General features: G+C 61.9%; 20 protein-coding genes. 5 read left to right on the top strand and 15 right to left on the bottom strand.

Features of this window, described 5'->3' with window-relative positions; translation table 11 throughout:
* Positions 1-706: hypothetical protein (locus tag MHY24_RS04275; protein ID WP_239228466.1), on the top strand; the 706-nt coding region annotated here is incomplete at its 5' end.
* A gap of 34 nt (positions 707-740) precedes the next feature.
* On the opposite strand, the gene MHY24_RS04270 is transcribed toward MHY24_RS04275, so the two are convergent.
* Positions 741-1,940 (bottom strand): aromatic acid exporter family protein, encoded by a 1,200-nt coding sequence (locus MHY24_RS04270; RefSeq protein ID WP_239228465.1) that lies wholly within the window; start codon positions 1,938-1,940, stop codon positions 741-743.
* A 165-nt stretch (positions 1,941-2,105) separates the two neighbouring features.
* Here MHY24_RS04270 and MHY24_RS12150 point away from each other — a divergent pair, with 165 nt between their 5' ends.
* Positions 2,106-3,149 carry an HNH endonuclease signature motif containing protein gene (locus tag MHY24_RS12150; protein ID WP_239228464.1) on the top strand — a complete coding sequence of 348 codons (1,044 nt, stop codon included), beginning with the start codon at positions 2,106-2,108 and terminating at the stop codon, positions 3,147-3,149.
* Positions 3,150-3,297: 148 nt separating this feature from the next.
* Here the strand turns inward: MHY24_RS12150 and fbaA are convergent, their stop codons facing one another.
* The 9 genes from fbaA to MHY24_RS04220 form a co-directional block, all read right to left on the bottom strand.
* Complete coding sequence (gene fbaA, locus MHY24_RS04260) at positions 3,298-4,332, bottom strand: class II fructose-bisphosphate aldolase (protein ID WP_239191650.1); 1,035 nt, start codon at positions 4,330-4,332, stop codon at positions 3,298-3,300.
* A gap of 145 nt (positions 4,333-4,477) precedes the next feature.
* On the bottom strand, positions 4,478-5,668 hold the full coding sequence (locus tag MHY24_RS04255; RefSeq protein ID WP_239228463.1) for a glycoside hydrolase family 76 protein: 1,191 nt from the start codon (positions 5,666-5,668) through the stop codon (positions 4,478-4,480).
* A gap of 54 nt (positions 5,669-5,722) precedes the next feature.
* A complete protein-coding gene (locus MHY24_RS04250) occupies positions 5,723-6,436 on the bottom strand; it encodes an RNA methyltransferase (RefSeq protein WP_239228462.1) in 714 nt (237 codons plus the stop codon).
* A complete protein-coding gene (pyrE, locus tag MHY24_RS04245) occupies positions 6,423-7,013 on the bottom strand; it encodes an orotate phosphoribosyltransferase (protein WP_049377135.1) in 591 nt (196 codons plus the stop codon). The genes MHY24_RS04250 and pyrE overlap by 14 nt, the downstream gene beginning before the upstream one ends.
* 55 nt (positions 7,014-7,068) lie before the next feature.
* On the bottom strand, positions 7,069-8,574 hold the full coding sequence (locus MHY24_RS04240) for a hypothetical protein (protein WP_239228461.1): 1,506 nt from the start codon (positions 8,572-8,574) through the stop codon (positions 7,069-7,071).
* A 94-nt stretch (positions 8,575-8,668) separates the two neighbouring features.
* Positions 8,669-9,526: a sulfurtransferase gene (locus tag MHY24_RS04235; RefSeq protein WP_239228460.1), complete on the bottom strand. Its 858-nt coding sequence runs from the start codon at positions 9,524-9,526 to the stop codon at positions 8,669-8,671.
* Between the two features lie 56 nt (positions 9,527-9,582).
* Positions 9,583-12,138: an ATP-dependent chaperone ClpB gene (gene clpB / locus MHY24_RS04230; RefSeq protein WP_239191661.1), complete on the bottom strand. Its 2,556-nt coding sequence runs from the start codon at positions 12,136-12,138 to the stop codon at positions 9,583-9,585.
* Between the two features lie 89 nt (positions 12,139-12,227).
* Positions 12,228-13,619 carry a TetR family transcriptional regulator gene (locus tag MHY24_RS04225; RefSeq protein WP_239191663.1) on the bottom strand — a complete coding sequence of 464 codons (1,392 nt, stop codon included), beginning with the start codon at positions 13,617-13,619 and terminating at the stop codon, positions 12,228-12,230.
* A gap of 352 nt (positions 13,620-13,971) precedes the next feature.
* Positions 13,972-15,345 (bottom strand): sodium/glutamate symporter, encoded by a 1,374-nt coding sequence (locus tag MHY24_RS04220; protein WP_239228459.1) that lies wholly within the window; start codon positions 15,343-15,345, stop codon positions 13,972-13,974.
* 208 nt (positions 15,346-15,553) lie between these two features.
* On the opposite strand from MHY24_RS04220, the gene MHY24_RS04215 reads away from it, so the two are divergent.
* On the top strand, positions 15,554-16,972 hold the full coding sequence (locus MHY24_RS04215; RefSeq protein ID WP_239228458.1) for a 2-polyprenylphenol hydroxylase: 1,419 nt from the start codon (positions 15,554-15,556) through the stop codon (positions 16,970-16,972).
* Here the strand turns inward: MHY24_RS04215 and MHY24_RS04210 are convergent.
* Entirely contained in the window at positions 16,969-17,784 is an 816-nt protein-coding gene (locus MHY24_RS04210) for a carbon-nitrogen hydrolase family protein (RefSeq protein WP_239228457.1), read from the bottom strand. The two genes, MHY24_RS04215 and MHY24_RS04210, sit on opposite strands and share 4 nt — an antisense overlap.
* A 91-nt stretch (positions 17,785-17,875) precedes the next feature.
* On the opposite strand from MHY24_RS04210, the gene MHY24_RS04205 reads away from it, so the two are divergent.
* Both MHY24_RS04205 and MHY24_RS04200 read left to right on the top strand, forming a co-directional pair.
* Entirely contained in the window at positions 17,876-18,139 is a 264-nt protein-coding gene (locus tag MHY24_RS04205) for a hypothetical protein (RefSeq protein ID WP_204610864.1), read from the top strand.
* Positions 18,140-18,171: 32 nt separating this feature from the next.
* Positions 18,172-19,302, top strand: coding sequence for an alpha/beta hydrolase (locus MHY24_RS04200; RefSeq protein ID WP_239228456.1), 1,131 nt, complete (start codon positions 18,172-18,174; stop codon positions 19,300-19,302).
* Between the two features lie 185 nt (positions 19,303-19,487).
* Here the strand turns inward: MHY24_RS04200 and MHY24_RS04195 are convergent, their stop codons facing one another.
* The 4 genes from MHY24_RS04195 to dnaK all read right to left on the bottom strand — a co-directional run bounded on the left by MHY24_RS04195 (position 19,488) and on the right by dnaK (position 23,820).
* Positions 19,488-19,937 (bottom strand): helix-turn-helix transcriptional regulator, encoded by a 450-nt coding sequence (locus MHY24_RS04195; protein WP_239191685.1) that lies wholly within the window; start codon positions 19,935-19,937, stop codon positions 19,488-19,490.
* A gap of 20 nt (positions 19,938-19,957) precedes the next feature.
* Positions 19,958-21,163, bottom strand: coding sequence for a molecular chaperone DnaJ (gene dnaJ, locus MHY24_RS04190; RefSeq protein ID WP_179387050.1), 1,206 nt, complete (start codon positions 21,161-21,163; stop codon positions 19,958-19,960).
* A 99-nt stretch (positions 21,164-21,262) separates the two neighbouring features.
* Complete coding sequence (gene grpE / locus MHY24_RS04185; protein ID WP_239191688.1) at positions 21,263-21,970, bottom strand: nucleotide exchange factor GrpE; 708 nt, start codon at positions 21,968-21,970, stop codon at positions 21,263-21,265.
* Positions 21,970-23,820, bottom strand: a complete 1,851-nt coding sequence (dnaK, locus tag MHY24_RS04180; RefSeq protein ID WP_239191692.1) for a molecular chaperone DnaK — start codon at positions 23,818-23,820, stop codon at positions 21,970-21,972. Before dnaK ends, grpE begins: the two co-directional genes overlap by 1 nt.
* Between the last annotated feature and the right edge of the window lie 400 nt (positions 23,821-24,220).

The following is a 24,220-nucleotide window of genomic DNA, read 5'->3' as shown; positions in this document are numbered from 1 at the left end:
CACAGACCCCACTCCCTCGCTCGATGACATCGCCGCGCAACCCGATGTCCGCCACCTCGGCGCCCCCGAACCTGCCCCACAGGCCCCGCACCTAGTAGAGCCCGCCCGCATCGTCGTCGCCGGCTCCGACGCCGCCCTTTCGGCCGTGCTGACCCGCCTCATGCGCTCCGACCGCCTCTGGGCCGAGGTCGCTTTCATCCCCGTCCCCACAGCCGCAGCCTCCACCCCGTCCGCAGCCGCGCAGAACTGGGGACTTCCAACCGACGCGGCCGAGTCCCTCGACTTCGCACGCACGGCCCCGGTCCGCCCTGCGCCGCTCATCCGCAACGACTCCGGCCTCGCCGTCGCGGGCTCCGCCACCATCTCAGACGCCGCCAATGGCCCTTTCACCGGCGAAGTCATCATCGACGACCACACCCTAGCCGCCACTTCCCCCAAAACTTTCGGCGCGCGCCTCGTCCCGATGACCGACGCCCCCGGCATCCTCGCCGCCCGCGCCACCTCCCCCGTCGAGTCGCAGGGCCGCCTGCGCTCGCTGCTGCGCAAGCCCGGCCAGCTCGACCCCGAATCCGTCAGCACCGGCCGCGCCGTCCAGGCCGGCGGCCCGCAGCTGCGAGTCATCGTCGATTCCGTCCCCCACAAGCGCCCGGTAACCCGCGTGACGTTCTACCGCCACCTGCGCGATCTCCAGATCGTCCGCCCTTAACCCCGCGCGAGGTCCTTGCCTCCGCGCGAGGACGCTAGTCCTCGCGCCCCCACACCTCCGGCGGGTAGGCCGGGTGCTGCGAGGTCGGCACGAGGTGCGCCACGGCCGACTCGCGCGAGAGCCCGCACACCATCAGCATGTCCACCACGATCGAGCGCGTCTGGCCCAGAATCATATAGGCCGACAGCGTGCCTTCCCTATCAATGATGTCCAGCCCGGCGCGCCCGCCCACGATGCGCAGACGCTGCACAAGGTCCGGAATTTCAATCGCCTCATCGTGCCCATGCTTCTTGCCCTGGCCGTAGAGCTCACTAATCGCGAGCATGATTTCAGAAAGCTCATCGAGCAACTCCACCTGCTTGTCCGAAACCTTGTCGCGGTCCTCCGTCAGGCCCAGCGCCTGGCGGGAGAGCACGCGCACGCCGCGGACCGCGTTATCCACTGGCAACAGGATGCGCTCCAGCGAGCGAATGCTGCGCCGAGAGGCCCACAACAGCGGCGAGACTTCTGAGGCCTCCCTGCCCGATTGCGCCGCGCTCAGCAGGGTATTGACGCTATTTTGCGTACCGCGCACCGCCTCGCGCGCGTCGCGGATGACGGCGGGGTCTTGGCGGCGGATGCCATAAGTGACGTCGGCAAGAATGCTCGAGGCAACCTTAAGCACCTTCGATACCTCGCGCCGCGCCTCCACCAACGGGGAATTGGGGATCAGCGCAATGGTTATTAGGCCAATGCCCGAGCCAATCATCGCGTCAATCGCGCGGTGCAGGCCACCCGGGCCCTCCGTGGGTGGGAAAATCGTCGCAATCAAAATCGCGCCAAAGACAATCTGGTTGGTCACCAGCGGCGACTTGGTCAGAAACGAGCCCACCACCAGGCCCGCGCCCACAATGAAGAAAATCTGGAACGGCCCTTGGCCCACTATCTGGAAGAGCAGGTCGCCCACGGCCACGCCAATGATGCCGCCAATCGACATCTCCAGCGCCTTTTTCATCCTGTCCCCACCGGACATCCCCAGAATGATGACCGCAGAAATCGGCGCAAAGAACGGCTGCGGGTGCCCCACCACATCGCCGGCCACCCAGTACGCGAGCGCCGCGCCAATGGTCGCCTGGATGATGTAGACAAACCGCGAGCGGATGCGGTTGACCCGCGAGAGCACCGAGCGGTCAATCACCCGCAGCTTCTGCCGCGTTGAGACTCTTTCCTTCGCTTCCGACATGACCTCCAGCATAGAAGACCGCCCTTACCATCGCCGCCGGCCCCGCGCATCTCGGCCGTCGGCCGGCTTGTGGATAGCTCTTGCCGACGCCCCCTTTTCCCCCACCTATCCACAATTTCCACCTCCCCGGCCGCGCACCGCTTGTTCGGCCCTCGAGCCCCCTTTAGCTTCGGCCATGTGAACACCGAATTTCTCTCGCTATGCCGCCGCGGCGTCGATCTCATCGCCGAATTTCAGGGCTGCTCCGAAGACTCACTCCTCAGGGCCGGAGCCAGCCCCCTTCTGGCTGCCCAGCTCGCCCGCCTGCAGCACGTCTACTTCGGCCGCACGTCCAATACCCGCAAGCAGCGCCTCGCTCGCGACGCCGCCCGAACCCGCGCTCACGACCTCGCCACACTCGATAGCATCGAGTCCTATACCCGCCGCGTGCGCGATACCAACCGCGCCTGGGACCTGCGCCTAGAACTGTGCCGCACCGAGTCCCGCTTCATCCCTTCTGTGGTCAAGAAGCTCCTCAAGCAGCTCAATCCGCCCCGTCGCCCCGAGCCCGGCGTGCGCTATACCCGCCGCCCCGACGGACCCCACACCATCTCCATTACGGCCGATCCCACCGATATCGCCGATATCAAGGGCGTGCTCGCTTCCGTCAACAAAGATGATCCCCTCGCCGCCGCCAAGAAGGTCCTCCTCGAGGGCAACCCCGGCGCGCTGCCGGCCGTGCATACCAACGTCATCCTCACCCTGGACCAGCTCGACCGCATCGTCGCCGCGCCTGCCGACGCCTCCGATATCACCCTCCAGCTCACCAACGGCGCCCGCATGACCGGCGCGCAGCTCGTCGCCCGCGCTTTAGCCCAGCGCGGCTACGTCAGCCTGGTGCACCCGGAGCACGGCCCGGTGAACCTGTACCGCACCGAGCGCATGGCCACGTGGAAACAGCGCATGCTCGCCGCGGCCGAGCATCCCGTGTGCGCCTGGCCGGGCTGCAATACGCCTGCCGACGACGCCCAAATCCACCACCTCACCGCCTGGTCCGCCGGCGGGCCCACCAACCAAGAAAATCTGGTCACCTTGTGCGCGCACCACAACGCCGTCAACCAAGACGACCCCTCCCGCCCCACCGAGCGCGGCCGCATGGTGCGCATCGATGGCCGCGTCGCCTGGGTACCGCCGTGGAGCAACACCCCACGCTTCGTCCCCAGCCCCACACAAAACCCCTAACTGCACCGGCCGATCATCGATCCCTCGCCCGGAACCACCCCGGCCGAAAGTACGAAAAGCCGCCTCCCACGCGGGGGAAGCGGCTCATTCGGCATGCCTATATACGAGGCTGCCTCAACTCAAAGCAGTGTGGAGCAGCTAAGGGCAATTACTTGGAGATGGACTTGCCCACGGAGTGCAGGTCCTGGCAGGACTCGATGACGCGCTCAGACATGCTCTGCTCTGCCTTCTTCAGGTAGGAGCGTGGGTCGTAGACCTTCTTGTTGCCAACCTCGCCGTCGATCTTGAAGACGCCGTCGTAGTTCTCCATCATGTGGCGAGCAATCGGGTTGGTGAAGGCGTACTGAGTATCGGTATCCACGTTCATCTTGATGACGCCGTAGCCCAGAGCCTCTTCGATCTTTTCCTTCTCGGAGCCGGAGCCACCGTGGAAGACGAAGTCGAAGGCGTACTCGTCCTCACCCAGGCCGAGCTTCTTCTGTGCCACCTTCTGGCCCTCGAGCAGGACCTCTGGGCGCAGCTTCACGTTGCCTGGCTTGTAGACGCCGTGAACGTTACCGAAGGTTGCGGCCAGCAGGTAGCGGCCCTTCTCGCCGGTGCCTAGGGCATCGATGGTCTTTTCAAAGTCCTCTGGGGAGGTGTAGAGGTTAGCGCCTGCCTTGGCCTGGACGCCGTCCTCTTCGCCGCCGACGACGCCGATCTCGGCCTCGAGGATGACGTGCGCGTTCTTAGCCTTTTCCAGCAGCTCCTGGGCGATGACGAGGTTCTCGTCGATAGGAATAGCGGAGCCGTCCCACATGTGGGACTGGAACAGTGGGTTCTCGCCGCGGTCGACGCGCTCCTGGGAGATAGCCAGCAACGGGCGGACGTACTCATCGAGTACTTCCTTCTGGCAGTGGTCGGTGTGCAGCGCGATATTCACGCCGTAGTGCTTGGCGGCCTCATGAGCGAATGCGGCCAGTGCCTGAGCACCCTTGACCTTGTCCTTCAGTGCCAGGCCAGAGCCGAAGGCGGCACCGCCGGTGGAGAACTGGATGATGCCGTCGGACTCGGCCTCAGCAAAGCCCTTCAGAGCTGCGTTAATGGTCTCAGATGAGGTGCAGTTGATTGCTGGGAACGCGAAGCCGTTCTTCTTCGCGGTGTCCAGCATCTCGTTATAGACCTCAGGGGTTGCAATTGGCATGAGTTTCCATCCTTAAAAAGTGGGTTTGTGGTCAAACACGTTCCAACAGCCAAGTATGCCCGTTTCACGGAATTTCTGCCGCAAAAACCGTGTGACATTTTCAACCCAGTCATTTCCGGGACCAATCCACTCCGACAAGCGTGGGTTATTTAGCCAAATATCGCACCACGCGGGCGCAGGCCTCCATCAGCATCCAGCCGGAAAGCTGCACGGACAAATCGCGCTCATCTACGCGAATGATGCCGACCTTCTCACTCATGGTGCGCCGGCCGAAGCCGTAGTTATGCGGCAGGCGCGCATCGGACAGCCAGTCGGATCCGAAAATCGGCAGGCCGTCGACCTCAAGGCGGTGTTCCCACACCGACTCGGCCGAGGCCATCACCATGCGCGCGGCCAGCTTCTTCGTCGCACGGTTGGCGGGAGAATCGCCGGGCAGGCGCACGGCGACGTCGGCAAGATAGCGCATCAAAATGCCTTTAAACAGGCCACCGTCACCATCGCCGGTCTCCCAGTCCACCACGCCCGAAGGCGTAGCCATGCCCGAAGCCACGGTCTGCACCAAGCCCCGGATGCGGATGATGTAGTCCATCATCTCGGAAGCCATCTCGGCCTCGTACACGCTGTCGATCTGTTCCAAATCGCCCACGCCAGCCTTTTCCCGCAGCGCCAGCACGATTTCCAGGCACGCGCCGAGCACCACGCCCTGGCAGTAGGGGTGGATGTTTTTTACCACCTCAGGGCCGTCCATGCGCATGCGGACGCCGTCCATGATGTAGCCGTCGTCGTCAAGCAGGTGGTCATAGATCCAGTCCACGATGCGGCGCGCTTCCTCAATGCGCCCCATGCGCGCGAGCATGATGGCGCCCGGGCCATTGGAGGGCACGTTCATGAAATTCTCGCCCAGGCGCCACGGCAGCACGCCAAGCGTTTCATCGAGGCCTTCGTGGATATTGCGCTGCAGGGCCGCGAGACGCTTGGGCGTCTTTGCTTTCTTCAATCCCTCTACGCGGCCGAAAGCCAGCGCGAGCCAGGCCTTGTCGTCGTAGTACTTATTCTTGGTCAGCTGCGCGAGGTTGCGGATGCGAATGCCGCGCAAGGTGTCATAGATGCGGTGGCGGCGCACCTTGGTGTTATTGCGCAGCGCCGCATCAACGAGGCAGTCCAGGTAGTGGGCCTGCCACCAGTAGTGCCAGTGGACAAAGAGCTTTTCCTTCGTCGTGGGCGGCCAGCTAACCACGGCAAGATTGGTGCGCGGCAGGCCCCATACGGAGTGCGCGTGGCGCTCATTGATGGCGGCTTCTGCGAGTTCGGCGCGGTGGGCCCACTTTTCTTCCACGGTTCCTCAATCACTCCAGTCGCACGGGTAGATATAGCTAGTGTAACGATCTTCCTACCAGGAATTGTCCAGATCGGCGTGCTGGCGGATCCAGGCGTGCATGGCAATGCCGGCCGCGACCCCCGCGTTGATGGAGCGGGTGGAGCCAAATTGGGCGATGGAGCAGGTCATCACTGCGGCGTCCTGGGCCGCTTGCGTCACGCCGGGGCCCTCTTGACCGAAAAGCAGCAGGCTGCGCTCCGGCAGCTCGGCTGTTTCCAGGGGCACGCAACCGGGGGTGTTGTCGATGGCTACCACGGTAAGCCCCTCCTCGGCCGCCCACGCAATAAGCTTTTCGACGCTCTCGTGGTGCATCAAGTGCTGGTACCTATCCGTGACCATGGCCCCGCGGCGATTCCACCGTCGGCGGCCGACGATGTGCACAGTATCGACGGCGAAGGCGTTGGCGGTGCGCACGACGGTGCCGATATTGGCGTCGTTTTCGAAGTTCTCGATGGCGATGTGCAGGCTATGCCGGCGCTTATCGATGTCCTCTTTGATCGCTTCCCTGCTCCAGTAGCGGTAGGCGTCGACGACGTTGCGGCGGTCGCCTTCGGCAAGCAGCTCTGGGTCGTATTTCGCGGCCTCCGGCCCTTGCGGCAGCGGACCTTCCCAGGGGCCTACGCCATGGCGACCCTCGTTCCACTCGGTCGGCCCCTTGGTCTCATCCGGTTTGGCCTCGTCCGGCTTGGCCTGGTCGGCCGCGCTATCTGCGTTAGGCGAGGTCAAGGTCGCCCAGGCCCAGCAGGGAGCGGTACTCGAGGCCTTCTGCGGCGATGACGTCGCCGGCACCGGTCTCGCGGTCCACGACGGTCGCCACGCCCACGACCTCGGCGCCGGCCTCGCGCAGCGCGGCCACGGCGGTCAGCGGGGAGTTGCCGGTGGTCGTGGTGTCCTCTACGACGAGGACCTTCTTGCCTTCTACGTCGGCGCCCTCGATGCGGCGCTGCATGCCGTGCTTCTTGGCTTCCTTGCGCACGACGAAGGCGTCGATATCGCGGCCGTCGGCATGCATGATGGAGGTAGCAACCGGGTCGGCGCCGAGGGTCAGGCCACCGACGGCCGCGAAATCCCAATCCGCGGTCAGCTCGCGCAGCAGGGCACCGATAAGGCGGGAGGCCTCGTGATGCAAGGTAGCGCGGCGGAGATCCACGTAGTAGTCAGCTTCCTTGCCCGAGGACAGGGTCACCTTGCCGTGGACGACGGCCAGTTCCTTGACCAGTTCAGCGAGGCGGGCCTTCTTCTCGGCGTCCAGGTTCTGGGCGTGCGCGTTCTGGGCGTTGGTGGTGTGAGAATCCACAGTCATCTGCTCCTTGTCGTGGTTCGTGGGCGGCGGCCGGCCGCCAGTATCGGACTCTAGGCTACTCTCCCCGGCGCGGGTCCGATTCCTCGGCCGCGGACTCGCTCGCCGGGTTGGGGTCGACTGGGTTGGGGTCGGCCGCGCGGGAGCCGTCGGTGGTGGAGTCGGCGGAGGGGCTATCGAAGATGGAGGCGGCGCGGAACTGCTGGCGCGGCAGGCGGGCGGTATGGGAATCGGGGGTGGGGCGCTCGCGGCCGTCGGCAATCGCGTCGACCTCGTCGCCGCCCAGAGCGGTGTGCTCGACTGGGCCGCGGGTTTCAGAGTAGGCCCGAGACGGCATCTGCAACGGCTCCTCCGGCCGTTGAATGACGGGTCGTTCGAATTCGGGCGCGCCGGCGGCCGGCGTGCCGCCGACGGCCTCGACGATGGGCTGGGCGGGAATCTCGCGGGCTGGGTCCAATTCCTCGAGGCGCACCACGTGGGTGGCCGAGGAACGCGGTGGGAGGACGCGGGCGGCGTCGGCAAGCAGGGCAAGAGGCGGCAGCATCGCGTCCCATTCCGCGGAGCGCGCCTGCTTTGTGGTCTGCGCCAGGACCCACTCGGTTTCCATCCACAGTGCAGTAACGGCCTCGGGCATTTGCTGCAGAGCAACATGCACGCGCTCGTCGACCATGCGCTCGGTCACGGCGCTATCCGAGGAATACACATCGAAACCCTCGATGGTCATCGCCAACAGCAGGTCCTCGGAGGCCTTCGCATCGTCGCGGTCGAAGCGACGGAAATCCACGACCATGTCGGAGGCCGCTCCGGTACGCATGGCCATGACGTTGACGCCATCGATATCCATCAACAGCATCTCGTGGCCGTACACATTGCCTGCAACAATGTCTTTGGGCGCCGCGCCCGTGGAGGCCACTCCCCTGGTCCACTCGTCTACGAGATAAGGATCGGACTTCATAAATTCAAAGCCTTTGGCTTCTGCCCAATTGCGGCGCTCGCGGCGCATGGTTCCTGGCAGAACCGGCCGATGGCGGGTGTGCGGCTTCGAATGCGGGCGTGGCTCGCTTTCTGGATCGCTTGCTGATTGGCGGTCCGACTCGTGGGCTAGATTGTGGATCAGGGCTTGCTCTGGTGTGGATTCTGCGCTGGACGCGGACTCGGAATCCTTGTCAGGCTCCGGTTCGCGGACCGGTTCCGGTTTAGAATCCGGCTCGGGGGTGGGCTCGGATGAGGGAGCTGAGTTGGGGGCAGTATCGGAATCCAGGTTGGGCGCGTCGCCGGCGGGACTCGCGGTGTCGTGTGGCGCATCGACGGGAAGGGCTTCTGCTTGCACGTCGGTGGAACTGCGCTCGGCGAGAGCAGAGTCGGTCTCGGCGGACTCGGCGTCAGCGGAGCTGGAATCGGCGGGCGCGGCCGAAGCTGGGTCCGTGGAGGCCGGCTCGGTGGAAGCGGTGTCTGCGTCCGCGGAGGGTGTAGGGGTGGAGGTGCGCTGTTTGCCGTCGTAAAGCAGCAAGGCACCGCCGGCAATGCCGAGAAGAACCGCGAGAGCAAGGATTAGAAAAGCCATCACCCCACGATAGTAGTAGGAACGAGCAAGCCCTCAGCGCTCGGCGCGCGGACGCGGGAGGCTGAGGGCGAAGGCGAGGGGCGGGCTGGGGCGATTAGCCGTTGACGGTGAGGCAGTCGCCGCGCTCTACGGGGTTGTGGGGGTTGGCGGACCACTGGGACCAGCCGCCGACATAGTGGCGCAGGCCGGTGAAGCCGGCGTCTTCCATGGCGGCAAGGGCGAGGGCGGAGTGGTTGCCGGAACCGGAGTAAATGATGGCGCCTTGGACGTTGTCGGGGGTGAGGCCGGCGTCGAAAAGCACTTCGCGGATTTCGCCCGCGGACTTCCAGGTGCGCAGGCCATCGTTGTGGAACAGGCGCTCTGGCACGTTGACGGCGCCGGGGATGTGGCCGGCCTTGAGGTCAAGGTTCTCGCGGCGGCCGGCGAAGCGGTTGCGGGTGCGGGTATCGATGAGCAGGCCATCGTGATTGCGCACGTCATCGATGGTGGCCACGGGCATCTGGCCCGGGTTGACCTCGGCGGTGGCACCGACGGCGAAGTTGCCGGGGCCGGTCAGCGTGGTATAGCCCAGGTGTCGCCAATTGGCCAAGCCGCCGTCGAGGATGCGGACGTTTTCTAGGCCGGCCCAGCGCAAGGTCCACCACGCGCGGCCGGCGAAAAGGCCACGGCCTTCGTCATAGACCACGACGGGGCGGTCCTTACGGATTCCCCACTGGCGGAAGTGCTCCTGCAGCTTATCCGGATCCGGCAGCGGGTTGCGGCCTACCTGGGAGCCAGGCAGGCCGGCGAAGGAATTGGCGGTATCGCTAAACAGTGCCGTCGGGATGTGCAGGGAGGTAAATTCGTTGTAGCTCTGGCGCAGCTGGGGCTGCCAGTGGGTGGCCAAGAGGGTGAAACGCTCGCCGTGATAAATGGATTCGCGGAGTTCTTGCGGGGAGACCAAAATGCTCATGCCCCCGAGTCTAAGGGCATGAGCAGGATTTGGCGCGGCGGGCGCTGCGCGGCCGACTAGCGGGCGGCGATGTCTAGTTCGGCGCCGCCATCGGCGACGTCCACGTGGACGGTGTCGCCATCAACGATATCGCCAGCCAGCAGCTTCTTGGCGAGCTTGTCACCAATGGCCTGCTGGATGGTGCGGCGCAACGGGCGGGCGCCATAGGCCGGGTCGTAGCCGCGCTCGGCCAACCAGGACTTGGCGGAATCCGAAACCTGCAGGGTCAGGCGGCGGGCGTCGAGGCGCTCGGACAGGCCGCGCAGTTGGATGTCGACGATGCCGCGCAGGAGCTCCTCCGAAAGGGGCTCGAACATGACCACATCATCAAGACGGTTGATGAATTCGGGCTTGAAGGCCTTCTTCACCGCGTCCATGGTCTCCTCGCGGGTGCCGCCGGCGCCCAGGTTGGAGGTCAGGATGATGACGGTATTGCGGAAGTCGACGGTGCGTCCTTGGCCGTCGGTAAGCCGGCCTTCATCCAGGACCTGCAGGAGGACGTCGAAGACGTCGGGGTGGGCCTTTTCCACTTCGTCGAAAAGCACGAGCGTGTAGGGGCGGCGGCGCACGGCCTCGGTGAGCTGGCCGCCGGCTTCGTGGCCGACGTATCCCGGAGGGGCACCGACGAGGCGGGAAACGGAGTGCTTCTCGCCGTACTCGGACATATCGATGCGCACCATGGCGGATTCATCGTCGAAGAGGAAGTCCGCCAATGCCTTCGCCAGCTCGGTCTTGCCCACACCGGTGGGGCCGAGGAAGAGGAAGGAACCGGTCGGGCGGTTGGGGTCGGCCACGCCCGCACGGGAGCGGCGCACGGCGTCCGAAACCGCGGTGACGGCTTCCTTCTGGCCGACCACGCGGTTGCCCAGCACGGATTCCATGTTGAGCAGCTTCTCGGTCTCGCCCTGCAACATCTTGCCGGCTGGGATGCCGGTCCAGGCGGAAACGACCTCCGCGATGGTGTCTGGGCTCACCTCCTCATCGAGCATCGTATTGCGCTGCTCGGCGGCTTTGACCTCCGCGGCCGCGAGTTCCTTTTCCAGCGGTGGAATCTTGCCGTAGTTGATCTCGGAGGCGAGTGCGAGGTCGCCGTCGCGCTCGGCGATTTCGGCTTGGCGGCGCAGGTCATCGAGTTCTTCCTTGATGTTTTGGACATCGTCGATGGCCTTCTTCTCGTTGGCCCAGCGGGCTTTGAGCTCGCCGAGCTTCTCGCGCTGGTCCGCGAGCTCGCCTTGCAGGGTGGCTAGACGGTCCTGGGAGGCAGCGTCAGATTCCTTCTTCAGCGCCAGCTCTTCGATCTCCATGCGGCGAACGATGCGCTCGAGCTCGTCGATTTCCTGTGGGGAGGAATCGATCTCCATGCGCAGGCGGGAGCCTGCCTCATCGACGAGGTCGATGGCCTTATCCGGCAGGAAGCGGTTGGTGATGTAGCGGTTGGATAGCTCTGCGGCCGACACCAGCGCGGAGTCCATGATGCGCACGCCGTGGTGGACCTCGTAGCGCTCCTTCAAGCCACGCAGGATGCCGATGGTGTCTTCCACGGAAGGCTCGGCGGCGTAGACCTGCTGGAAGCGGCGCTCGAGGGCGGCGTCCTTTTCGATGTACTTGCGATATTCGTCCAAGGTGGTGGCGCCAACCAAACGCAGCTCGCCGCGGGCCAGCATGGGCTTGATCATGTTGCCGGCGTCCATGGAGCCGTCGCCAGTAGCGCCGGCGCCGACGATGGTGTGCAGCTCATCGATGAAGGTGATGATCTCGCCCTCGGAGGACTTAATCTCATCAAGCACGGCCTTCAAGCGCTCCTCGAATTCGCCGCGGTACTTCGCGCCGGCGACCATGGAACCTAGATCAAGGCTGATGAGGGTCTTGCCCTTGAGGGACTCGGGGACGTCGCCAGCCACGATGCGGCGGGCTAGGCCCTCCACGATGGCGGTTTTGCCCACGCCGGGCTCGCCAATGAGCACCGGGTTATTCTTCGTGCGACGGCTGAGCACCTGGACTACGCGGCGAATTTCCTGATCACGGCCGATGACCGGGTCGATCTTTCCCTCGCGGGCACGCGCGGTGAGGTCCGTGGCGTACTTTTCTAACGCCTGGAACTGGTCCTCTGGGTTCTCGGAGGTCACCTTGGCAGCGCCGCGAACGGAGGGGAAGGCGCCCTTGATGGCGTCATAAGTAGCACCGCGGCCGGTAAGCAGCTCGGCGGCGTCGGTCTTGGAGCCAGCAATAGCGGCGAGAAGGACCTCGGTGGAGACGAATTCATCGCCCAGTTCACCGGCCAACTCCTGCGACTTGGTCAAGACATTAAGTCCATCGCGGTTAAATTGCGGATTGGCCATATTGGCGCCCTCCGCCTTCGGATACGAGTCAACGAGCTCGCGGGCTTCTTTGAGCACGGTATCCGGATCTACGCCAGTGGCTTTAAGTACTGGCGCGGCGATGCCGCCTTCTTGGCTAAGAATGGCCGCCAGCAGGTGGGCGGGGCGGATATCCGGATTGCCATTAGACGAGGCGGTTTGCAGGGCCTCTTGCAGGGCTTCCTGTGTTTTAGTGGTCGGGTTAAATGAGTTCATGCGTGCGTTGCTCCTTCTAAGTTTTATTCACCCCACTGTAGGGCTTCACTTAGCACAACGCACCCAAAGTTGAGTCTATTCCACTCAACCTATGGGAGATTTTTGTCCACCAACTGCAGACCATGCGCCACCGCAAAGAAGGAAGAGGTCAACGCCTGGGAGAAGAGACCCCACTTCAGGTCATCCTCGTACTCCCTGAAGTCTCCCAAAGCGCACAGATGGGATACGCCGTCAGCACCCGCCCACATAGCCAAGGCACTCAAGTAAACCAGCTGATCTGTCGGCTGAATTCCTGCCTCCATAATGAATTCGCGCAAAAGCTTCATCATGATGGCAAAATTTTCCGTCATACCTTCATGCGGGCTGCCGTCACCGCTATGCGGAACGATCGACCCATTAGCCAGGCCGATAATCGCGCAGAACCGTTCAGTATGGCGAAGCGAAAAATTGAAATATACAGAGGCCACGATATGAAGGCGATCCACGATAGCGGTATCCGCCGGCAAAGAACCGATTGCCTTTTCAAACATCTCGGCCATTTCCAGGGTTACTCGCTCTTCGGCATACTCCCGCAGCGCGAAGTCATTGTCGATCACGGAGTTGAGAAAATCCGTAGTGGTATTCAACTCTTGAGCCACCTGTTTGAAGAAGGAACGACTAACGCCTTCTCGGGCCACCACGTGGAGCGCCGTTTCAATAATTAGATCCTTGGCCTTTTCAAACTCCAAGGACTCAACGCTCTGAGGGGCAACGAGTGGACGATCTTCCCACTGCCCCATTGCCTGCTCTACAATTTCGCGCGCGGAATACATAATTGGCCGACGCTCTGGAATATCTTTGACGGCAAACCAATCAATAATCGCTTCCAATACCAGCTGGACAGTCTGCCTCAGGTTGGCAATGCGAATGACCGAATGCTGGAAACGGACCACGCCCTTGGTACTGAGATGGCTTAGGCCATGAATAATTGACCAGATTGCAAGAGCAATGCGACCAATATCGCCAAGGGCAATATCTTCACCTACAACGGCGCCCTGTTCTTGAGCCAGTTGCTTCAGCACGTTTACTACGAAATCTGCGCCCGAGTTTCCAGTATGCGTACCTTTGGCCATATTGCATACCTGAACATCGTCCAAGGCCGGGTATCTCTCAAAGAGATAGCCATAAAGCTCTGGCTGTTCCTGGCAATAGAAGAAATACCCTTCACCCAAGGCCTTCAAAATCTCTGCGGCACCCGCGCCTTCGGGAAGGTGGTCCACCACTTTTTCCATGTAATTGGTTAAACGCCAATCCAGAAAATTGGGCATCGCATCAAGGATCTCTGAGCTGGAAGAGAACTCTTCCTCAATATCCGAGAGCGGGCGCTGCAAGGATTTTGCAACTTCCTCCAAAGTTACTGCAGGTTCACCTCGCGTCCCAGCGATACCTAAGGCCGCTTCCAAAATTTCTACTCGCGCGGAAGCGCCGTCCAGCTCATACATTTAGTTCCTCATCAAGACAAAGATTGATTCCCTGAAATTATAACAAATTCTAAGGTAAATCAATACCCGCTAATGGTTAACGCTTCAAGTGACTCCAGATTTTAAATGTGGACAGTAGTAACAGCAGGGTCAATCCCTCAGAAAGGTCAATGCAATCATTATTTGTTTATATAAACATAGCCTGAGAATACTTAACGTTTAGCGGTTCTTCTTAACCTTCTACACCGAGGGGCGGCAGTGCAGGAGTCAAGATTTCGGCTGTCAAGACACACTTAGAAGGCACAGTCTTGATAAAAAGTCCCCGCCACAGGTTCTGCAGCGGGGTTGGCAAGGGGGGCGTCGGCAAGCGCAGCTATACCTGCTTCTGACCTACATGGCCAATGCCCTCTTGGAAGATAGTGCCGCGCGGCGGCATAAGGCGCATGGATTTGAAGGCAATGTAGACGCCGATGGAAATGGCCAGGGAAATGGCACCAAAGAGGCCGGTGAATCCGTACATGACGGCCATAGGTGCGATGATGGTCCACGAGATTTCGAAGGGACCGAAACCGATGTAGGCCATGCCGTATTCGGACAGCGTGCCGGACTTGAGCTTAGGATCCACAATCTTGAGGATGGCGATGCCGGTGGCCACGGTGGCGGTGGCCCAGCCCCAGCCAAAGATGCCACGCTCAATCCAGCGTTCACCAAAGAACTCGGCCGGGAACCACAGCAAGAAGAACACGCAGAAGATGGTGCCCAGGACGAAGAGCAGGAGAAGTGCCTGCCAGTAGGAGGCAATAGCGGCCGGGACAATGGCGGCAACACCGAAGGCAATGAGGTAGTCCGTGGCCGCGCCGGAGATGGAAGAAATGGAGTCCTTATCCAAGTAATCCTCTGCGCCGACGAAGTTCATGAGCGCACGGAAGAAAAGGCCCACCACCATGGACATAGCAAAGAGCGGCACGGAGACGTTTTCCCAGATGCTGCTCAGGCCCTGGTTGATGCCGTAAGCGGTCATCACGGTCAGGATGATGAATCCGAAGTGCAATGCGAGCGGCTCGATGGAGGAAGGGTTGGTAGTAGCGCGGCCGAGCGACGGGCGCTCATCGATGTTTTTGATGTAGCCGCGGCGCAGTTCTTCCGGCAGTTCCTTCGGCACGTGGGAGACCTTGCCCTTGCGGATGCCCCAGTTGCCGGCGATCACGCCGCCGATGATGGCGGCCAGCGTGCCGACGGTCGCAGAGGTAAAGCCCAGCGAGGAGGCGGCATCGGCGCCCACGCCCTCCAGCGCGCCACCCACGGCCGCGGCGGTACCGAAGCCGCCGGTAAAGCCGACGGGCAGCATCATGCCGAACCAATTCGGGGTATCGAAAAGCGGCGCAAAGAGGAAAAGACCCAGCACGATGAACAGGCCCCACTGGCCGGTGAACATCATGGTGGAATAGCCCCACATATTGCGCGCGCCCTTGCCCATGTTGCCGCCCACTTCCATGGAGTAGGCCATAGACGCAAAGACCACCGCGATGAGGATGGAGGTGTAGTCACCCAAGTTATCGGAGAAGTTGATCCAGCCCAGCACGTTTGGACCTACCAGCAGGCCGATAAGGCCGGCGGTAATCGGGGCAGGCAGCAGCAGGTCCTGGAAGATAAACTTCACCTGGTGGCGCAGGACGTTGCCGATGACCATGAGCAAAGAAATCCAGCCCACATCCAACATGAGCGTATAAGCGGAAAAATCTTCCATGAGGACCCTTTCTAGCTGTGCAATTATGGCGGCTTGCCCCCGTTAGAGGGCAGACGGATAGGGAATACAATACCTTCCGACAAGTGAGCCACAACATAGGATCCCTTTTTCACCCCCGCTTACTATGGGAGGCGTGGCTTCTTACCTCAGCATCGTGATCGGCAGTGCCGCCCTCGACCTATGACTGGAACTCTGGGGCTAGCCGCATGTGCAGGATGGGATAGGGCCTGCCATCGGCATCGGTCTCGTCCCTGCCGGTGATAACGAACCCGTAGCTGCGATAAAAGCCCACGAGCTCGCCGTCCAGTTCGGCCCCGCAGAGTTCTACCGCGGGAAAGTAATGGGGAATGAGGTTTTCTACGATGCGTTGGCGGTCCTCCGCGGCAAGAAAATCGTGGGTAGCGTCTACCGCGCTGCCCCATTCCGCCCATGGCGCGCATTAGGATGGTCAAACATGTGGGAATTGGGCGAGCATTTTCGAAATTACGCAGACGAGTACCGCGATGCGGTGCACGAGCATTTCTTTAACGCGGTGCCTGAATCCCGGCAGATTTTTGCCCTGTCGATGCGCGATACCCATACCTCGATGGTGCCTGCGCTGGCATGGGTGATTGAGCATACGGAGCCTGGGGAGCCCCTGCTTGCCGACGTCTCCGCAAAACTCACCCAGCTCGCCCGCGATCACCGCCGGCATGGGTTTCCGGCCGAAATCTATTCCCGCTTCGACGATGCCCTCGTGGAAGGCCTGCGGGTTTTGGCGCTGACGCAGTATCAATACAACTTTGCCTGCGACGTCATCCACCAAGTATGCGCCACGATGGCCGACGCCGCACGGGAGTCCGACGCCGCCGGCGAAGCACCGGCGCACTCGGCGCAAGTGGTAGCTGTAGATCACCCCACCCGCGAGACGTCCATCATCCGCGTGGAGGCTGGCTTGGCTGTGCCCTATCAACCGGGCCAGCACTTTCCGGTGACCACACAGTACTTGCCCGGGCAATGGCGGATGCTCACCCCTGCGCAGCCTAGCGACGGAACCGGCCAGGTGGTCTTTCATGTCTCCACCGCAGGCGAGGCTTCCCGGTCCCTCGCGCACGCGCAGCCTGGCGATTGGTGGACCTTGGGCCAGCCCGCCGGCGGCATTAGCCTCCAGAACGCGGGCGCAGGAGAACTGGTCATCATTGCCTACGGCACCGGCTGGGCCACGGCTCGCTGCGCGGCGCTCGCCGCGCTGGGCGATAAAGACCGCAGCCGAATACCGCGCCTTTTTGCTGTGGCGGGCAGCCCCGGCGCCCACTATGACACCTACTTCCAGCAGAACCTGGCAGCCCTCGGCGTACCGGTGCGCCGCATCGTGCGGGAAGAAAAAGACCCGTGGCTGCTCAATGCCCGCGAATTGGCACCCGACGCCGACTATGTAGTCTCCGGGGAACCGACCGATGTAGTAGTCAACGAGGTGGAGTTATCCACAGGCACTCCCCCACGCTTCTTACTCGTCGGACCGGCCGACGAGGTTGTGGAAGGTGCGGAAAGGTTGGTTCAAAGAGGCGTCGGCAAGCAGCAGATCGACGTCCTTAGCTGGGGCCGCGACGGGCGCTGGCAGCCGGAAGACTACGCGGCTCTGGCCTAGTCCACAGTGGCCACAACCGGCAGGGCACGGCGGGTTTTCGCTACCTCATTCGGATCGATGTCGGCATAGAGGATGTCATCCTCGTAGCCGGCCTCGGCCATGCGCACGCCATTCGGATCAACGATGGTGGAATGGCCAATACCCGTTGGTCCGGAAGGATTGCCCGCCTCTGCGTCACCGCCCGGGCGCGATTGGCCGGCCGCAACGATATAGCTGGTGGAGTCCAAGGCACGCGCGGCCGTGAGCAGACGCCACTGCTCCAGCTTTCCAGGGCCGTCCGCCCAACTCGTGGGCACCACAATGAGCTGCGCGCCCTGGCTGGCCAGCTCCTTGAACTGTTCTGGGAAGCGAATGTCATAGCAGGTGGCCACACCCACAATAAGGTCATCCACGTCGAAGGCTACGAGCGATTCGCCGGCTAAGACCGTATCCGATTCGCGGTAGTCAAAGGCATCATAGGTGTGGATCTTGTCGTAGCCGCCCAGCACGCCAGGTCCTGCAATGAGCGCCGTATTGGTCACGCGATTAATGGTCTTGCCCTCGCGCTCCACGGTATCGGCTGGGCAGAACATGCCGGCCACGACGGTGACCTCGAGCTCCTCTGCGAGCGCTTGGATAGCCGTGGCGAACGGGCCTTCGAGCGTCTGTGCCTGCTCATCAAGGCGCCCAGAGCGGAAATTCTGCGCCGTGGCCTCCGGCAGCACGATTAACCGCGCCCCGTTTCCGGCCGCCTCACGGATCTTGGCGAGGGCCAATTCCTGGTTTTCGGTAATATTACCGGTGGACGTTAACTGCACTGCTGCTACCTTCATGCCTCCCAAAATAATGAAGCAGGGCGAAGTTATCCACAGGCTGCGTCTGTACCCCTAGCGCGGCGTTGTGTGGTCCTTCAGGCTTAGGGGCATGAGTTATGTAGAAATTCCCACGCACCTGCCCGATTACGTCCGCTCCCTCATGGCGCGCCCTCCGCTGCCACCGCCGACGGCCACGCTCGATACCGCCTGCCGCACCGCGGCCGCACTAGAGCGAGCCCGTGCCACCTGGTCCAGCGCCGTGGCCGCAACGGAGGACGCCACGGCCGAGCAATTGCGCTCCATTGAGGCCTTCCTCAACACTGCCGCCGGGGTGGATTCCCACCTGGGCCAGGCATTGGGAGATGCGCGATGACCCTATCCGTGGCTTTAAGACATGGCGCCAGTATGTTGCATAGCGAACGCGCTGAACTGCGCTTTCGTTTTATCGATGCACACCAGGATTGGCGTGGCCTATCACTGGGTGGCCCCGCCGGTGACGCCGCCCGCACCAGTTTGGCGGGCTACACCGACTGGCTGGCCCAACCGCTGCACCAGATGGAGCAGGTTGCCACCACCCTTGAGCTCCACGCCAGCCTGCAGGCCCGCCGCGAGGAACTCGAGGACCGCATCATCGCATTTCTAGGACAAGTGGATGAGCGCAATGGCGCCGCGGCCAGCGCCGCTGGACTCTTGTTGAATCAAGTGCGGGCGCTGGGCGATTCCCTCGACTGGCTATGCTCCCAAGAAATCGATGCCCTATGTACGCCTAGCGGGGTGGCCCCACCCGTTCGCTTGGAAGACTTCTCCGATCTTCCAGTGGATACCGTCCACGAGATTAATCTTGCCCACGCCAGCGAGCACGTATCTCAGCTAGCCGCGCAGAACCCAGATATGCGAGTGCTAGAAACTAGCGACGGCCGGCTCGTAGCCATGGTGGACCCCGGCGGCTTCCGGACCACACCGGCATCACTTACCACGTTCGTGGAAGGGGTTCACTCCTCCGATCCAGAAACCTGGCAGCGTGCGGTAGACCGCGGCCGCAATCTTGCTAAGGCCAGCGGCGGTCCCGCGGTCGTGTGGTTGGGCTACCAGGCGCCCTCCTCCCTGCCCCGTGCAGTTCACGCCACTCCCGCGCGAACTGCCAGTCAAGAACTCGCCCGGTTTCAGCGCTCGCTCGGTGCACGCTATCCACAGGCCAAGCGCACCGTAGTGGGATATTCCTATGGTTCAGTAGTCACCGGGCATGCCGCAAAGCAGGAAAGAATTGCTAATGACGTAGTGCTCGTCGGCAGTCCCGGCACCGACGCTGGCCACGCCTCAGAACTGCATGGCCGCATCTGGGCAGCCACAAACGCCAACGACCCCATCGCTATTACGACGGGGCCTCACGCTGGCATCCATGGCCCCGATCCCACCATTGATGCCTTTGGCGCTACTCCCCTTCCCGGTGCGGATGGTCTCCCTGGCGATCATGGCTCCTATTGGGAGGACCCCCAGTTCTTGCGGGGCCTAGGCCAAGTGGCACGCGCGAACTAGTCCGAGGGGTAGGGCCTTTTAGAACAGACCAGCCGGCTGGTCCGAATAGGAGACCAACATATTCTTAGTCTCCTGCTAGTGGCCCAGCATCATCAAGTGGTTCTCACGGCCAAGGCCAAAGAAAACCCCGCAGCCAGCGGGAAAGCTGGCTGCGGGGTTGGGTGTACTCGTCTGCAGAGCGAGAGTTAGTCTTGGCCGTATCCACGACCGCGGGAGCGTTTTCGTTCGCGCGCGGTGCGCGGGCTCCACATCACCACGGAGGTGGACCGTGGTACATGGACAAGCTCACCACTGCACTGCGGGCGACGTCCAGCGGCCTGCTCACGCAGGGCTCGGACCTCTTCAGCTAAAGCGTCGCGCTCGGCCTCGAGTCGATCGCGTTCCTCGGTCAACTCGATGATGGACTTGATGCCGGCAAGATTGACGCCATCGTCTTGGGATAATGCTTGAATCTTGCGCAGCAGCTCGATGTCCCGGTCGGAGTAGCGGCGGCCGCCGCCACGGGTGCGGGCCGGGGAGACCAAGCCCATGCGGTCATAGGTGCGCAGGGTTTGGGCGTGCATTCCGGATAGTTCCGCAGCTACGGAGATGACGTAGACCGCGGTGCCGGAATCTTCTGCCTTTCCAGTGCTCATTTTTTAACACACCTCCTGCCTTAAGCATTCTCGGCGCCGGCCCAACCCGCACGCGGGTTGAAACCGGAGTCCTTTTCCGCTTGAGCATAGGTGCGCAGGGCGCTGGAGGCAGCGGCATCGAGCTTGGTGGGCACGGTCACCTGCACGGTAACCAGCAGATCACCGGAGTTGCCACCGCGCTTGGCGATGCCCCTTCCGCGCACCCGCAGCGTGCGTCCATCCGGCGTTCCAGCGGGGATCTTCACGCGCACCGGGTTATCCAAAGTTGGAACCGCGATGGTATCGCCCAAGGCCAGCTCCGTGAAAGAAACCGGAACGGTGACATGCAGGTCATCGCCCTCGCGGGTAAAGACCTTGTCCGGCTTTACGGTCACCGCCACGAAGAGGTCACCGGCCGGAGTGCCGTTGGGACCTGCTTCGCCCTGACCGGCGAGGCGGACCTTTTGTCCATCGATGACGCCGGCGGGGATGCGCACGGTGATATTGCGAGTGCGGTGAACCGTGCCGGTGCCGTGGCAATCCTTGCACGGATCCGTGATGCGGCGGCCGGTACCATCGCAGTCCTTACACGGGGCAGAGAAACCGAAAGCGCCGCGGTTCTCCGAGGTAAAACCGGTACCACTGCAGGTGCCACAGGTAGAGGTCTTGCCGGAAGCGGAACCCGAGCCGTGGCACGTGGTGCACGGCGCATTGCCGCTGAGTGCCAGGGGAATGGTGGTTCCCTTAGCGGCCTCGCGGAAGTCGAGGGTTATTTCCGTTTCGACGTCGGCCCCCCGCGACGGTTTAGCTGAGTGGCCAGCACTACCGCCGCGGTTGAAAACGCTACCGAAGATATCCCCAACACCGCCGCCTTGAGCCGATCCTCCAGCGGATCCTCCGAAGAGGTCCGAGAGGTCGAATTCTTGCGCACCTTGTCCACCCATGCGCGTGGATCGAAACCCGCCGGGAAATCCGGCGCCTCCCATCCGTCCAAAGCCGCCTCCATTGCGGAGCATGGCCTTGAACTGGTCGTATTCCTTGCGCTCGGTGGCGTCGGAAAGCACGTCGTAGGCTTCCGCAACCTTCTTGAACCGTTCCGCTGCCGCGGGGTCGTCCGGGTGGGTATCGGGGTGATTTTCGCGTGCTAGCTTGCGGTAAGCACGCTTAATCTCGTTCTGGTCTGCGGACGAGGAGACCCCCAGATCCGCATAGTAATCTTTGTCTGCCCATTCGGGTTTAGCGCTCACTGGGCATCTCCTCCTTTCAAAGAGAATCGATACAAGTTAAGTAAAAAGGGCGCCACGGGAAGGTGAAAGTTAAGTTCCCAGGGCGCCCTTTTTGGTTAATTATTCGGAATCTTCCGAGCTGCCGGCCTCATCGCTGGGGTCCGCGATGATGACCATGGCATTGCGTACCAACCTCTCGCCCACGCGGTAACCCTTGCGCAGCACGGTACCGAGCACCTGTTCATCACCTGAGGACAAATCCTGCACGGCCTCGTGGATCTCCGGGTCGAAGGCATCGCCCTCTTCACCGAAGGCCGCGAGTTCGTGCTTTGCCAGAGTGTCCTGGAGCTTATCCGCAAACGCCTTGAGCGGGCCTTCCAAGTCACCGTGTTCATCGGCCAGTTCCAGGTCATCAAGGACAGGCAGAAAATCTGCGATGACCTTGGCCTTGGCGGTCTCGATGACGGCTTGGCGGTCACGCTCGGTGCGGCGGCGGTAGTTGGTGTATTCCGCATTCAGACGCTGCAGGTCCTCCGTGCGTTCTGCCAACTGTGCTTCTACATCGCTGGCGCCAGAACCGGCGGGCTCTTCGCCCGCGGCTTCGGCCTCTACCTCATCAGCGTTGACATCTGCCAGCGCTTCTTCGAGGTCAGCATCGAGAGAGGGATCCAGCTCGGCTTCTTCGGTGGCATCAGCCTGCGCTTCTTGCGCGGCCTGGGCCTCCTCAGCCTGCTCGGCGGCAGCCTCAGCGCGGTCAGCCGAGGTAGCCTCCGGATCCGTGTTTTCCGGGTCGCCTGGGTTTTGCGGCATTCCGCTGTCCTGAGTCATTACTTGTCGCCATCCTTGTTCTCGTCCTCGTCAACGACCTCAGCGTCGACAACGTTCGGGTCACCCTGCTCAGCACCAGCATCGGCAGCACCCTCAGCGCCGGCCTCAGCAGCCTGTGCCTCGTAGATCTGCTTGCCCATCTCCTGGGATTCGGTGGACAGCTTCTCCACTGCGGACTTGATGGCCTCGAGGTCATCGCCCTTCAGGGCCTCATCGACGGCGTCAGCAGCCTCGGTGACCTTGGTCTTCACGTCCTCGGATACCTTGTCAGCGTTGTCATCCAAGAACTTGCGGGTCTGGTAGGAGGTGGACTCTGCGTTATTGCGCAGCTCCTGCTCCTCGCGGCGCTTCTTGTCCTCTTCGGCGTGCTGCTCAGCGTCCTTGACCATGCGGTCGATCTCTTCCTGGGACAGGCCGGAACCATCCTGAATCTTGATGGTGTTTTCCTTGCCGGTGCCCTTGTCCTTTGCGGTCACGTGGACGATGCCGTTGGCATCGATATCGAAGGTGACCTCAATCTGCGGAACACCGCGCGGTGCCGGAGCAATACCGCCGAGCTCGAAGGAGCCCAGCAGCTTATTGGCGGTAGCCATCTCGCGCTCGCCCTGGAAGACCTGAATCTGTACGGAAGGCTGGTTGTCTTCCGCGGTGGTGAAGGTCTCGGACTTCTTGGTTGGAATGGTGGTGTTGCGCTCGATAAGCTTGGTCATCACGCCACCCTTGGTCTCAATGCCGAGGGACAGCGGGGTGACGTCGAGAAGCAGCACGTCCTTAACCTCGCCGCGCAGCACGCCTGCCTGCAAGGCAGCGCCCACAGCAACAACCTCGTCCGGGTTAACGCCCTTGTTGGCATCCTTGCCGGTCAGTTCCTTAACCAGGTCAGATACGGCTGGCATACGGGTGGAACCGCCAACGAGAACAACGTGGTCGATATCGCCGACGGAAAGGTCAGCGTCCTTAATGACCTGGTTGAACGGAGCCTTGGTGCGGTCCAGCAGATCCTGGGTGATCTTCTGGAACTCGGTGCGGGTCAGGGTCTCATCCAAGAACAGCGGGTTCTTGTCGGAGTCAACGGTGATGTACGGCAGGTTAATGTTGGCCTGCTGGGAGGAGGACAGCTCAATCTTGGCCTTCTCTGCAGCCTCGCGCAGACGCTGCACGGCGCGCTTATCCTTGGTCAGGTCAACGCCCTGGGAGGTCTTGAAGCGGTCTACCAGCCAGTCGACGATGCGCTGATCCCAGTCATCGCCACCCAGCTCGTTATCGCCGGCGGTGGCCATAACCTCAACGACGCCATCGCCGATTTCCAGCAAGGAGACGTCGAAGGTGCCGCCACCCAGGTCGAATACCAGGATGGTCTGCTCCTGCTCGCCCTTTTCCAGGCCATAAGCCAAAGCAGCTGCGGTTGGCTCGTTAACGATACGGAGCACGTTCAGGCCTGCAATCTGGCCGGCTTCCTTGGTGGCCTGGCGCTGTGCATCCTCGAAGTAAGCCGGGACGGTAATAACGGCGTCGGTAACGTCCTCGCCCAAGTAAGACTCCGCATCGCGCTTCAGCTTCATCAGCGTGCGGGCGGAGATCTCCTGGGAGGTGTAGTCCTTGTCATCAATGTTGATCTTCCAGTCAGTGCCGATGTGGCGCTTAACGGAGCGGATGGTGCGGTCAACATTGGTCACCGCCTGGTTCTTAGCGGACTGACCAACTAGGATTTCGCCGTTCTTTGCAAAAGCAACAACGGAAGGCGTGGTGCGGGAGCCCTCAGAGTTTGCAATAACGGTGGACTCGCCACCTTCCAGCACGGAAACGACAGAGTTCGTCGTACCAAGGTCAATACCTACTGCGCGTCCCATGATTTTTTTCTCCTTTTATCTTGGGGTAATTAGTAAAGTTGATTGTCAGTGACTCAACTTCTCGTTGTGTCCGAGCGCTACTGTAACAGAATTTCCACATCCAGTCACACAACCTTGAGCCTGTGTCACTCAATTCTTACAACCGGAAGCCCACAAAAGTTATTCCCCGCGACTCAACTTTTCTCAAAATTCCTGCTTTTACCCAGCTCAGCACAGCTCTTTCCGACGCCCCCTCGCCCACCCATACAGATTTACCCTCGCAATCCAAACTGCATCCAAATGGAAATCCTTAAATCTTATTAAGAGGATACAAAAGTTACCTCAGAAAGGATCCAAAAGAGGATTGGCAGCCCACCTCCGCTACCGCATACTAGGAATCACAGCAGCCAAGAGCTGCTAC

Source organism: Corynebacterium sp. ACRPQ (genome assembly GCF_022347225.1).
Lineage (GTDB): Bacteria > Actinomycetota > Actinomycetes > Mycobacteriales > Mycobacteriaceae > Corynebacterium > Corynebacterium tuberculostearicum_D.
This window is presented reverse-complemented; position numbering and strand designations above follow the sequence as displayed.